The sequence below is a fragment of the Acinetobacter sp. MYb10 genome (assembly GCF_002980175.2).
Taxonomy (GTDB): domain Bacteria; phylum Pseudomonadota; class Gammaproteobacteria; order Pseudomonadales; family Moraxellaceae; genus Acinetobacter; species Acinetobacter guillouiae.
In genome coordinates this window covers 4,592,464-4,606,293 of the sequence record NZ_CP058272.1, presented here as the reverse complement: position 1 = coordinate 4,606,293, position 13,830 = coordinate 4,592,464, and the positions used below count along the sequence as shown (strand labels likewise).

The following is a 13,830-nucleotide window of genomic DNA, read 5'->3' as shown; positions in this document are numbered from 1 at the left end:
ATCATGATTTTGATTATAATTTAATCGGATTTATACTGATTATCGAAACTACAAAAACCACACATATTAAAGTATACATTTAGATTATTTATTCTAGTCATTCAAGGTTAGAATAGTCTCAAATTTAAACAAATGCTGATGATTTTTCAGATGAAATTTAAAACTTGCTATTCACTTAAAGCATTATCAAAATTGATACAAGTAAGCAGTTTTGCAGCCTTCAATACGGCCTTTGTATCTGTCACCTGTGCTGAAAATCTAAGCTATGTGCAAGCAGAACAATATTTACTTGAAAATTCTTATACCACCCAAGCCAATCAAGCACTCAATCAAGCGTCTAAACTTCAAGCAGAGGCTGTCAAAAATATTGGTCTACCTCGCATCGATTTAAATGTACGTGCCTATAAGTTTCATACTGAAACAGATATTCCGCTAAATGGGGTCAAAAATAATCTGGAACAGACGCTTTCACAAGGGGTGAATGATCGGGTTGATCAATGGCAATCTGAACAGAACATTCCATCAAATATCACAGATCCTTTAAAACAAGGACTAAACCAAGGAATTCATAGTGGTATTGGCTTAATTCCAGATACAGCCAATGTTGTCCTTGAAGATGAAGTAGTTCGCCCTACAGTTTCTGTGATGATGCCAATTTATACTGGCGGGATTACCTCGACAACAAAACAAATTGCCAATTTAAAAGTTGAACGTAGTCAACTCGATACTAAACAACAGCAAGATACACAACGTTTTGAAGTGATTCAGGCGTATTTTAATGTGCAATTACAACAACAGCTGTTCAATGCCAGTCAATTCAATCTAAGTGCAATGCAACAACACTATGACAATTCACTCAAACTTGAAAAACAGGGATTTATTAGCAAAGGACAGCGCATGCAATTTGAAGTTGCGCGCAATAATGCCCAGCGTTCAGAACAAAATGCTTCAGCAAATTTACAAGCCAGTCAGTTCCAACTTCAAAATTTATTGCATAAATCCAAAATTGATCAACTGACGACACCCTTATTTGTCAATCGTCAGCAAAACCAATCACTCAACCAACTCCTTGCTTCTTATCCTGAAACTTCAAGCCTGGTTCGAAAAATGCAAATGGATACTCAGCTTGCCAATCAGAATGTCAAAATACAGAGCGCCGCAAAAAAACCAACCCTTTTTGCGTTTGGGGAATATAGTTTAGATCAAAACCAAAACTGGATTGTGGGTGTTGCTGCTCGCTACAACCTATTTTCAGGGATTGATAAAAACAAAAATGTCCAAGCCGCTGAATTACAAAGATATGCAACAGAGCTTATGACAGCGCGCACCCAACAAGAGATTGAGAATATTATCTACAAATCCTATAGTGAACTCGCCACAGCACAGCAGTCCAATCAATTACTGCAACAAAATGAACAAGCAGTGTTAGAGAATTTAAGAATCCAACAATTATCATTTAAAGAAGATATGGGCACCGCCACTCAAGTCATCGATGCACAGAATCAACTCAGCCTACTCAAAACAGAAAAAGCACTCAATGCCTATAAATACGTACTCTCTCTAGCAACTTTGCTACAAAGCCATGGTTCTATTGAACAATTTAAAGACTACGTCAATCAAACTAATACAGATTATATTCGTTAAGATGGAGCATAAAATGACAAAACAGCATGACCATCACAATGGACAAAATGATTCATCTTCAACTTCGCAAGCTGATGCAAACTCAGATATTTCATCAAATGAAAATTTAGTTCATCCAGAAATGAATACACACAATAATACAGATCCGACTGCTTTATCTGATGCAGCTGTAGCGCAACAACCTACAGCCAATCAAATTGAATCTGAAAAAGAGACACCAATCAGAGACTCAGCACAGGAACAAAGAGCTGCGACAAACATCAACGCTGATCAAAAACCTTCTAAAAAGAAAACAATTTTGGTCATCGGCGCAATAATTTTAATTCTATTATTGGGATTGATTGCGTTTGGTCTATGGAAAAGTTATCAACCTAAAACAGTAGATGTTCAAGGACGTGTTGAGGCTGAAACATTACATGTCAGCACTAAAGTTCCAAGTCGGATAGAAGGCATCTTTGTCAGCGATGGTCAAAAAATTGAAAAAGGACAACTGTTAGTTACTCTAAGTAGTCCAGAAATTGCTGCCAAAAAACAACAAGCGCTGGCAAGTTTACAATCCGCCTTAGCCTTACAATCGACGGCAGACAGAGGTTCTCAACAAGAAAACATTGATACCTTATATGCCAATTGGCAAAGTGTAAAAGCGCAAGAAAATCTTGCAAAAATGACCTATCAACGTGGTGCTAACCTCTTTGCACAAGGGGTAATTTCACGTCAACGCCGTGATGAAATGCATGCCGCTGCACAATCAGCCACTCAAATGAGTGAAGCCGCTTATCAGCAATATGCACGAGCAAAACGTGGCAGTACCGCTGAACAAAAATCTGGGGCTGATGCACAAGTCGAGATTGCAAAAGCCGCTGTTGCGGAAGCCAATGCTTTAGAGGCAGAAACCAAACTATATTCTCCTGTAAACGGCACAGTATCTAAAACTTATGGTAAACCCTCAGAACTGGTGGCTATTGGTGTCCCTGTTGTGAGTATTATTCAAGATGAAGAAAATTGGGTCAGTTTAAATGTCCGTGAAGATCAATACACCCAAGTTTATCAAGCAAAAAGCTTAGATGGTTTTATACCCGCACTCAATAAAACAGTGTCATTTAACATCAAAAATATAGATGCTGAGGGTGAGTTTGCAACTATTAAAACCACACGTCAGACAGGTGGATATGATATTCGTAGTTTTAAAGTCAAGCTTACTCCCGCTGAAGCCGTGCCTGAATTAAAAGTAGGCATGAGTGTGATCTTTAAATTAAAAGAGAGCCAATAAACATGTGGACGGGCATGTTAAGAGAGCTTCAATATTTGCTCAAGCATAAATGGGATTTATGCTTAGTCACACTTGCCCCGCTCTTTGTGATTATTTTATTCAGTAGTATGTTTTATGCAGGAAAAGCTGAACATTTACCGATTGCAATTATTGATCAAGATCAGAGTGAACTCAGTCGCAATATAGAAAAGTATCTTAGTCATAATCACACGCTTTCAATCTACACTGTATCAGACAATCCCAATGAAGTTGAACATCTGCTCAATCAGACCAAGATTTGGGGATATGTGCATATTCCAGCAGGTGCTGAACAACGTATGGTTCAAGCACAAGATGCACAGATCAGTATTGCTTTTAATCAGTCCTATTTTAGTATTGGCAATGGGATCTCTTCAGCGATGCTTCTCTCTACGGTTGAAGCGATTGCTGATTTTGCAAAGAATTCATATTTTGAAAATAAAATTCCTTATGCTGAACTTTCCACAGCAAATATAAAAATTTCTCCCCTATTCAATCCAAATCTCAGTTATGAGTTCTATTTAGAACCCTTTATGATTCCAGCAATTTTGCACTTATTGCTGTGTTGTTGTGTAGCCTTTGCTGTGGGTCAAGAATTGAAATACGGTACCTTAAATCAATGGGTCCAAGGCAAGTCTGTATTGAGTGCGCTTTTGGCAAAAAATATGGTCTATGTGTTAATTTTCTGTTTTTGGACTTGGGCATGGTTGTTTTGGCTGGTGGTGATCCGAGGTTGGTTCATTGCTGGCAGTCTATGGATAATTTTACTTGGACAGTTCTTACTTTATTCAGCCTATGCACTGATCAGTAGTACAGTCGTTCTCGCAACTAGAAATTTATCTAAAACTTTTGGATTTATTGCAGTTTATGGTGGCTCTTCACTAAGTTTTGCAGGCGTAACGCTTCCCTTGAATAATGCACCAATTTTTACCAAATTTTGGGCCAACATTATTCCTTATACACCTTATGCGAAATTACAAACTGAACAATGGGTTGTTGGCAGTCCTAGTTTTATTTCGATGGTTCCTTTAGCTATCCTTGCCGCATATTGTATTTTCTATTTTGCATTATCAAGTTTACTCCTCAATAAAAATTTGAAGGGAGCAAAACATGATTAAATTCTTTAAAAAACTCGCTCGATACTATGTAGACACTTTTAAAAATATTGGGAAAAACTCGTCTATTTTGACCACCATGGTGCTTTCAGTATTTTTTTATAGCATTTTTTATCCCACAGCCTATAAAGCGCAAACGGCTGAAAGCTTACCGATTATTATTGTAGATGAAGAACAAAGCTATCTGAGCAATACCATCATTACTGAAGTTGCCAAAAGTCCCAATGTAAAAGTTACTGAAATTACTGGAAATTTTGAACAAGCAAAACGTATGGTTCAAGAGCAGAAAGCCGATGGTATTTTATTATTACCTGAGAACCTATCCAATAGTGTGGTTCGAGGTGAGGCTGGTGGTATTGGTTTATATTTAAGCAGTGCTTATTTTCTTAAAACCAAACAGATTGGTTTAGGCTTAGCCACTGCAATTGAAAATGCGGTTGCAGAACAAGCCGAAAGGTTTGGCAAAATTTCACATTTCCAAGTCGCGCTTCCGATCCATCAAATTCCGTTGTTTAACACACTTTCAGGATATGGCAGTTATATCTTTCCTGCAATTGCACCGCTGATTATCCATCAGACTATTGTTCTGGGCTTGTGCATGTTGATTGCTGGGTATCGTGAGCAACGATGGCGAGCCACAACCGCTGAATTTTTTGGAATCTATCTAGCAGCACTCACGATTGGCTGCCTCGGCTGCTATTATCTATTTGGTTTCACTTACTGGATCAATGACTACCCAAGAGGTGGCAATTTCTGGGGCATGCTGTTTTCTGTTCCGATTTTTATTAGTTGCGTGATTACAATGGCAATGCTTTTAGCCAGCTATCTAGATATTTCAGAACGTGCTGGACATCTGATCGTTTTCACCTCAATTCCATTATTTTTACTCTCAGGTGCAGCTTGGCCCCTGCAAGCAATGCCGACTTGGATGCAGTATTTTGCTCACCTCTTCCCGTCTACTCAAGGAATTAACTTATTTATTCAGTTAAATCAAATGGGTGTACCGATTCAGGTGGTTATTCCTAAGTTAATTTATCTCGTGTGCTTAACAGGAGTTTTGATGATATGGGCATATATACGCCTGACCAAAACACATAAAAAATAAGAATAATTGTGTGAAATTTAATTTATATAATGAATTAAAATTAACAATAAAATCGAATATTTTAATCAAACTGAACTATTTTTAATCATTTGAACGCATTTTTGATAAAAAAGTTAGTACTGCTGACGCAAATAGCGTCAGAATAGGCCATTTTCGAAATACTCTGAATACTCAGAATCTCCCACCCTAAGGCACCCACATGCTTTAGCGGGATTTCTTTTGTGTTTTTTTGATAGAGTTTTCCTTTTCGCCAAAATCTGAATTTTAAGGGCTCAGTATGAAGAAAATGAAAATTAGCCTCGCTTGGCAAATTGTTATTGCGCTCTTCTTAGGTATTCTTGTTGGTGCTTTTTTGCACAACGCACCTGAAATTCGCGGTGACATCATTGCAAACTTTTTACAACCATTGGGTAAGATTTTCATCAATCTGATCAAAATGATTGTAATTCCACTTGTGCTTTCCATGCTGATTTTAGGAATTGCCAATGCGGGTGACAGTAAAAGTGTCGGTAAACTTGGTTTTAAAACCATTGTTTATTTTGAGATTATTACGACAGTTGCAATTATTGTAGGCTTAGTTGCTGCCAATGTATTCCAACCTGGTGCAGGCATTGATATGTCTACACTGACAACCTCTGATATTTCGCAATATAAAGAAACGACACAGGAAGTCAGCCATGAAGCTCATGGCTTAGTGAATACAGTTCTTTCACTTATCCCACCGAATATTTTTGCTGCAATGGGTGATGGGCACATGTTGCCGATTATTTTCTTTGCAGTCATTTTCGGTATTGGTCTAGGTTCATTGTCTAAAGAAACCAAGCAACCGTTAATTGACGTGTTAAAAGCTGTTTCTGAAACAATGTTCAAAGTAACGCACATGATCATGATGTTTGCACCGTTTGGTGTATTCGGCTTGATTGCAGCGACTGTTGCAAACTTTGGTTTTAGTTCATTATTACCGTTAATTAAACTAGCAGTTTTAGTTTATGGGGCAATTCTGTTCTTTATCTTTATTGTGCTTGGTTTTGTGGCTAGATTCTGTGGTTTCAGTATCTGGACAATTATCAAAATCTTAAAAGATGAACTTATTCTGGCCTACTCCACTGCAAGCTCTGAAACCGTTTTACCACGTATGATGGAAAAAATGGAAGCTTATGGTGCACCTAAATCAATTACCAGTTTTGTTGTTCCTATCGGTTATTCATTTAACTTAGATGGTTCAACACTCTATCAAAGTATTGCTGCCATATTTATTGCGCAACTTTACGGTATTGATTTAACCATCACTCAACAGCTTGTTTTGGTCTTGACCCTGATGATTACCTCTAAGGGTATCGCAGGTGTTCCTGGTGTGTCTTTCGTAGTCCTATTGGCAACTTTAGGCAGCGTGGGGATCCCACTAGAAGGCTTAGCATTTATTGCGGGTATTGACCGTATTTTAGATATGGCCCGTACTGTATTGAATGTGATTGGTAACGCACTTGCTGTTCTCGTGATTAGTAAATGGGAAGGCAAATTCGATACTGAAAAACAAAAATCTTATAATTTTGATGCCACACATTAATTTTTAAGATCAGAAAAACCACCTTCGGGTGGTTTTTTTGTACATGCTTGACTAAGATCACCTCCCTTTTAGACTGCATTCAATTCCACCAATCGCTCAAAAGATTGAATATATGATATGCAGAATAATTAACCTTCTAGCATTGATAAGGGTACTGTTTTAATGGCGTTTTACCTTTCTTTAAAATGATTTTAATCTGCGCTTTTTTACCGACATCGACAAATTCTTGTGTGATATAGCCATCTTTTGCAAGGCATAAATTCCAATCGTACACTTGTACCCCATGAATCATTAAGCTCTCAACTTTCCATTGGGCCTGTTTTTCAAAATTCACTATCCCCAATTTGTTTGTGAACTTTTCATCATACTGGTCATCTATTTTTGCAGGATGTACTGCCGTTACTAACACGACTTTTACATCAGCAATTGCTACTCCCTGCTCATTTACAACAGTCACAGTCACTTGAGGCTTCTGTGTTTTTATATATCGGATAACAACTACTTAAAGAAATCAGGATTGGTACTAGAAATATGCTTCTTTTCATAAACTCATCTATTTAAAAATTTTTTGATTTTTCTAAATTAATTTTGACATGTGGGAAATTATAGTCACCTTATTCTAAGTGTATTGTTCTGGCATTTTTGATTCACTTTTGGATCTTCCAATCTTTCTAAATGTATATCAAAAATACTTTTATCTGAAATACTGTAATATTGCTTTTTATAGCCTTGTTTAGATACACAGAGCAACCATGTATACTTTCTATCCAACCCCATATTCAGTGCAAAAGATCTATTGATATCAAAATACGCTTTGCCATTTTTAGTATATTGAGTCTTGTAGTTTTTGATCGTTTTACCCTCTTTAACTGTCGTCGTTAAAACGACATAAGCAAGATCCACCATTTTCCCTTCAGAATCTTTTACAGTTACTTCAATTTCAGGTATGGTTTTTTCTATATATGGATAACATGCGCTAAGTGAAAACAGTATTGGTATTAGAAATATAAATCTATTCATTCATTTACCTTGTATAGCCACAGCTCAACTTTGAGTTTCCTTGTGGTGTTTCATCTAAAGCGTTCTCAATATTCCAATCATCACCCACAACCTTACGTAAATGATAGAGCACCGTTGTCGGTGTACCCTTAAATACAAAATAGTAACCATTGGATTGAGTTTTACCCGATTTATATTTTTGTAATGCAATTTTGATCAGTTGTGATCCAAAAACATTACTATCTACTGCTAAGTCATCCTGTTCAGTATGTGCAGTTTTATAATAGCGATAACCTTGCACACCATAATATGTATTATTACCAACAATCATCGTCTGTTTAGATTTATTCAGCTTTACATTTTTCTGCCCATCACGGCTAAAATCTTGTAAAAGTACAGCTATTTTACTTTCAGGATGTTGAAAAAGTGCATAACAATTGATCGCTTTAGTATCGATAAGCGTGTCTATCTGAATATTCTGAGCATTTACCAATTGTGTAAAAATCAAACCGACTATTAGTAAACTTATTTTATTTATATTCTGAAACTGTTTCATAGGTTATTTTCCAGCAGTCGTTTGCGAAAGCAATAAGTTTTGTAAGGACTCTAAAGTCACGATTAGGTCATTTATTTTTATGAAAAAAAATTATAAAAATTCATAATAGACTTCTTTCATAAGTCCTTTTTAAAACCATAAATCAACATAAAAGCACCCTCATCCTAGCCTTCTCCCATAGGGAGAAGGAACTTTCAATACCAATATAATTCACCTCAAGTGATCATTTTTTGATTCATGAAAGATCTTTAATAAACAAAAACCACAATAAAGTGGCTTTTGTTATTAGCATCTAAAATTATCAATCAGAGAATGTACTCGCTTCTTTAGCTATGCAATTAAATATGCACTGAGAATAATCAGCATTTGTACAACTAAAATAACACTAAACCATTTCCAGCCTTTTTGGCGAAGGATGACCTTATCTGCTGTTGAATAATTGACTGTTCTTATCATTTTATCACCTCATTCTTGCTACATCATGGAACATTTTTGGGGCAAAACATCGGTCTTTTAATAGACAATGTATAACATGCAAGAAATAAACCAAAGTTAAAACTGTAACTAAAATTATCTTATACTTATCTATATAATTAACTTGATATAAATCAACTCATTTTGATGTTCCATTATTTAATCATACATAGTGCCACTATCCCGTGGCAGCATAAATCTTACCTTTGAGTGTAGGCGATAGAAATATTGATCAGTTTAAAAACAAAAAAGCCCCTTACGGGGCTTTTACAATTCATTGGTCTAGATCTAATTAACCAATAAACTTACGTGCATTACGGAACATACGTAACCATGCACCATCTTCTGTCCACTCTTCAGGTTTCCAAGAATGTTGAATTGCACGGAAATTACGTTCAGGATGCGGCATCATAATCGTTGCACGACCATCTTTTGAGGTCACCCCAGAAATCGCCTCAGGAGAGCCATTCGGGTTCAATGGGTATTGTTGAGTTGCATTACCCAAGCTGTCTACATAACGTAAAATTACTTGATTACCCGCATTTAACGCAGCAAAGTTTTCAGCAGAAGTTTCTGCACGACCTTCACCATGTGCAACAGCGATTGGTAAAATAGAGCCTTCCATACCTTCTAGAAGAATCGATGGAGATTTCTCAACTTTCACATTCACAACACGTGCTTCAAATACTTCTGAAGTATTACGGCGGAAACGTGGCCAGTTGTCTGCACCTGGAATAAGTGGTGCAAGCTGAGCCAACATTTGACAACCATTACAAATACCCACAGAGAAAGTATTGTCACGGTTAAAGAATTTCTCAAATTGATCACGAAGTTTAGGATTAAACAGTACAGACTTGGCCCAACCACCACCAGCACCTAAAACATCGCCATAAGAGAAACCACCACAAGCAACCAGCCCTTCAAAGTCATCTAAATCTACACGACCTGAAAGTAAATCACTCATGTGAACATCAACAGTATTAAAACCAACTTTATCGAATGCCGCAGCCATTTCAACATGACCATTCACGCCTTGTTCACGTAAAATCATCATGTTTGGACGGCGTTCATTGATATATGGTGCTTCAACAGGCTCATTTAAATCAAAAGTTGGTAATGCAATTATACCTTTATGGTTTTTATCACCAATTAATGCAAATTCTGAATCAGCGGTTTCTACGTTATCACGTAAACGTTGAATTTGATGAGACACTTCAGTCCAAGCTTGTTGCAATTCAGCACGATCAAGTACCAAACCGTTCACTGACAATTTATCAGAATCATTGACAGTACCAACAACGCGAATCGCTTCTTTTAAACTTGAAGTTGCAACTTCATCTGTCAAACTTGCCCAGTCTGCTTTAGAAATTTGCAATACTGCACCAATTTCTTCGGCAAATAAGCTTTCAGTAGATTGATCTTCAAGTGCTACACCTAAGCGTGAAGCAAACATCATTTCAGCAACAGTTGCCAATAAGCCACCATCACCGATGTCATGATACGCCATGATCAAACCGCGATTATTCCAATCTTGAACCAATGCAAAGAACGCTTTGAACTCATCAAAGTTATCAACATCAGGTGTAACAGAACCAATTGCCTTATACACTTGTGCAAGGATCGAACCGCCTAAACGGAACTGACCTTTAGATAAATCAATACGTACCAGAACTGAATCTTCATTTTTCAATTCAGGTGTCAATGTTTTACGAACATCCAACACAGGTGCAAATGCAGTGATGACACCAGACATTGGTGAAGTCACAGATTTATCTTCGCCTTCGTCATTCCAAGTTGTACGCATTGACAATGAGTCTTTACCCACTGGAATTGCAATACCCAATGCTGGACACATTTCCATACCGATGGCTTTTACACCTTCGAATAATGCTTGATCTTCACCTTTTTGACCTGCGGCCGCCATCCAGTTAGCAGACAGTTTAATATCACTGATCTGTTCAATATTGGCACACATGATATTGGTGATGGACTCAGCCACGGCCAAACGTGCCGAAGCAGCAGGATTTAACAATGCAACAGGAGGACGCTCACCCATTGCCATTGCTTCACCGGTATAGCCTTGTAAGCTTGTTGTGGTTACCGCAGCATCCGCAACTGGCACTTGCCAGCGGCCCACCATCTGATCACGCGATACCATACCCGTGATTGAACGGTCACCAATGGTGATTAGGAATGATTTTGAAGCCACTGTCGGGTTTTTCAATACACGGAAGATCGCATCTTTTAAATCAACTTTAGATGCATCAAACTCATCACCTTTACGTTGAATCGTTTCGTATGTACGACTCATACGTGGCGTACCACCAAGCATGACTTGCATTGGCATATCCACTGCTTTGTTTTCAAACAATGGATCGTTTACAGTCAATTGACGTGCTTCAGTCGCTTCACCCAATACAGCAAATGGGCAACGTTCACGTGCACAAATCGATTCAAATAACTCTAATGATTCTGGTTTGATGGCAAGTACATAACGTTCTTGCGCTTCATTTGACCAGATTTCCATTGGCGACATGCCAGGTTCAAGCGATGGGATTTTACGAAGATCAAGAGTTGCACCCAATTCGTGATCATTCACAAGTTCAGGCATTGCATTGGAAACACCACCCGCCCCCACATCATGTACAGATACGATCGGGTTAAAGTCTTCCATTCTCCAACATGCATCAATCACTTCCTGACAACGACGCTCCATTTCTGGGTTTTCACGTTGTACAGAAGCAAAATCTAGGTTTTCACCCAATTTACCGCTATCTACAGAAGAAGCTGCACCACCGCCCAAACCAATGAGCATCGCAGGACCACCCAATACAATCAGTAAATCACCTGGCTGAATTGCATCTTTTTCAACATGGTCAGGACGGATATTCCCGTAACCACCCGCAATCATAATCGGTTTATGGAAACCTTTTACTTCACCATTAACATTTTGCTCAAAAGTACGGAAGTAACCATTTAACGCAGGACGACCAAACTCGTTGTTAAATGCTGCACCACCTAAAGGACCATCAATCATGATCTGAAGTGGTGATGCCATACGAGATGGTTTACCGTAGTTTTCTTCCCAAGGCTGTTCAAAACCTGGAATATTAAGGTTAGAAACCGTAAAACCCGTTAAACCTGCTTTTGGTTTACCACCACGGCCTGTTGCACCTTCATCACGAATTTCACCACCAGAACCTGTCGCAGCACCTGCAAATGGAGCAATTGCGGTTGGATGGTTATGGGTTTCCACTTTCATAAGAATGTGGGCAGCTTGGCTCTTGTATTTATAAATATGGTGACCCGTGGCTTCATCTTTTTTCGGATAGAAACGCTGTGTGTCAAAACCAACAATTACAGAAGCATTATCTTTATATGCTGACAAAACATCTGTAGGTGATTCTTTATAAGTGTTTTTAATCATTTGGAACAATGATAATGGTTGTTTTTCACCATCAATTGTCCACTCTGAACCAAAGATTTTATGACGACAATGTTCTGAGTTTGCTTGAGCAAACATCATCAACTCGATGTCGTGTGGGTTACGCCCCATCTTATTAAATGCTGCGGTTAAATAGTCAATTTCTTCATCTGACAAGGCAAAGCCAAACTCAGAGTTTGCTTTAACCAGTGCATCTTTACCTTGCCCCAAAATATCAATTGAGTTTAAAGGCTTAGGCTCAGTTTCAGAGAATAAAGCTGCTGCGTCATCAATTTTATTGAAAACGCTTTCTGTCATACGGTCATGTAAAATTTGTTTTACTGCATCAGAGATTTCAGAAATCCCCTTTAAAGTAAACAAAACACCGCGTTCTAGGCGGTGTACAGGTGTATTACAGTTGGCAAAAATATCGGTTGCCTTAGATGACCACGGTGAAATTGTACCGACACGTGGCGTGACTAAAATCTGGACTTCGTCACTTGCAGCCTGACGAACTTCAAACGATGCGCCATCGTTTAAAAGCTGTAAAGCAGATTGCTGTTGTTGCTCGTTGAGCGTTTGGTCGAAAAGGTAAACCCATTGGCTTTCTATTGATTGAACAGAACTGATCGACGCAAGGCGTGTTAATAGTTGTGTTTGCTTAAAAGAAGAGTGTGCAGGTGCACCGGCAACGATAAACATGCTGTTTTTGGCTCCACGGGCAGGTTTTGGCAACCTACCTCAATGTGACTTGAAGAGAGCGCATATTCTACTGTGAAAGCAAGATTTCAGCTAGTCATATCCCACTTAAAAAACGCTGAAATCTTGGTTTTAAATATCCGATTTACTTTGACTTTCGTCTTTAAACATGATTCGTAACAATTGAATTATTGAGCTGTATAATGAAACTCACCCGTTTTAGGATCTTCTTTCGCAATGATTCCGCTTTTTTGATAAAAGACTTTTCCACAAGAAATCTCGGGATCGATTTCACCATCAATATCATAGGATAATCGGACATTGATATGTTCTAAATTTGGGTTTTGAGATGCAGAGTCAATGAAAAATACATCTAAACTTTCCATGTTATAGCACACATAGATTTTTTCAGGATGCGAGTTTTTATTCAGATCAATTGTATACGTATGATCCGCATTTTGAGTCATTCGATCGAGTTTGAGAGCAACCGCATTGACCAAATCACCACTTTTATTGATCGCATACGCATAGTTTGCCGTGTCATTTTTATAAGCTTCATTGCAGTTTTTAATTGGTTGCCCAATTTTCACCTTGCTAGGCGTAAGATCCTCTATTGTAAATTTAGCTTTTCCATTCAACATACTGCTTGGTAAGATGCTCCAATACTGTTTATTTTGCGCATTTGGATCATCTGTCCAAATACAATTATTTGTCAGATGACCATCTGGCGTTTCTTGAAAGGCAAAAGTCGCTAAAGCTTGATCTACTGCTTCAGGCTTGGCAGGAATGCTTTCTTCGATTTCAGCTTTGCTCACTTCAATCTTTTTCTGAGTTTCGATTTCTTTGTTTTGATTGGATAGATTTTTATCAGTTGGGCTACACGCTGTGAATAAAATAGTCATAATTAATAAGAAGAAATTTTTATTCATGCTTTACTCTTTTTCTTAAATGATATAAGG

At 38.0% G+C, this 13,830-nt stretch carries 11 protein-coding genes; 5 read left to right on the top strand and 6 right to left on the bottom strand.

Annotation, left to right across the window (positions count from 1 at the left end):
- The first annotated feature begins 150 nt into the window (after positions 1-150).
- The 5 genes from CQZ96_RS21400 to gltP all read left to right on the top strand — a co-directional run bounded on the left by CQZ96_RS21400 (position 151) and on the right by gltP (position 6,719).
- Positions 151-1,644: a TolC family protein gene (locus CQZ96_RS21400; RefSeq protein ID WP_105714136.1), complete on the top strand. Its 1,494-nt coding sequence runs from the start codon at positions 151-153 to the stop codon at positions 1,642-1,644.
- A gap of 13 nt (positions 1,645-1,657) precedes the next feature.
- Positions 1,658-2,914, top strand: coding sequence for an HlyD family secretion protein (locus CQZ96_RS21395; RefSeq protein WP_105714135.1), 1,257 nt, complete (start codon positions 1,658-1,660; stop codon positions 2,912-2,914).
- Positions 2,915-2,916: 2 nt separating this feature from the next.
- Positions 2,917-4,050 carry an ABC transporter permease gene (locus CQZ96_RS21390; RefSeq protein WP_105714134.1) on the top strand — a complete coding sequence of 378 codons (1,134 nt, stop codon included), beginning with the start codon at positions 2,917-2,919 and terminating at the stop codon, positions 4,048-4,050.
- A complete protein-coding gene (locus tag CQZ96_RS21385) occupies positions 4,043-5,152 on the top strand; it encodes an ABC transporter permease (RefSeq protein ID WP_105714133.1) in 1,110 nt (369 codons plus the stop codon). The genes CQZ96_RS21390 and CQZ96_RS21385 overlap by 8 nt, the downstream gene beginning before the upstream one ends.
- 277 nt (positions 5,153-5,429) lie before the next feature.
- Positions 5,430-6,719 carry a glutamate/aspartate:proton symporter GltP gene (gene gltP, locus CQZ96_RS21380; protein WP_004724381.1) on the top strand — a complete coding sequence of 430 codons (1,290 nt, stop codon included), beginning with the start codon at positions 5,430-5,432 and terminating at the stop codon, positions 6,717-6,719.
- A 136-nt stretch (positions 6,720-6,855) separates the two neighbouring features.
- On the opposite strand, the gene CQZ96_RS21375 is transcribed toward gltP, so the two are convergent.
- From CQZ96_RS21375 to CQZ96_RS21355, 6 genes are all read right to left on the bottom strand, one after another.
- On the bottom strand, positions 6,856-7,182 hold the full coding sequence (locus tag CQZ96_RS21375; protein WP_228722754.1) for a hypothetical protein: 327 nt from the start codon (positions 7,180-7,182) through the stop codon (positions 6,856-6,858).
- Between the two features lie 146 nt (positions 7,183-7,328).
- Positions 7,329-7,739 carry a hypothetical protein gene (locus tag CQZ96_RS21370; RefSeq protein WP_105714132.1) on the bottom strand — a complete coding sequence of 137 codons (411 nt, stop codon included), beginning with the start codon at positions 7,737-7,739 and terminating at the stop codon, positions 7,329-7,331.
- Between the two features lie 4 nt (positions 7,740-7,743).
- Positions 7,744-8,274 (bottom strand): hypothetical protein, encoded by a 531-nt coding sequence (locus tag CQZ96_RS21365; protein ID WP_056512091.1) that lies wholly within the window; start codon positions 8,272-8,274, stop codon positions 7,744-7,746.
- 330 nt (positions 8,275-8,604) lie between these two features.
- Entirely contained in the window at positions 8,605-8,730 is a 126-nt protein-coding gene (locus CQZ96_RS21835) for a KGW motif small protein (protein ID WP_004724391.1), read from the bottom strand.
- Between the two features lie 310 nt (positions 8,731-9,040).
- On the bottom strand, positions 9,041-12,874 hold the full coding sequence (purL, locus tag CQZ96_RS21360) for a phosphoribosylformylglycinamidine synthase (protein ID WP_105714131.1): 3,834 nt from the start codon (positions 12,872-12,874) through the stop codon (positions 9,041-9,043).
- A 185-nt stretch (positions 12,875-13,059) separates the two neighbouring features.
- Positions 13,060-13,800, bottom strand: a complete 741-nt coding sequence (locus CQZ96_RS21355; RefSeq protein WP_105714130.1) for a hypothetical protein — start codon at positions 13,798-13,800, stop codon at positions 13,060-13,062.
- Positions 13,801-13,830: the final 30 nt, after the last annotated feature.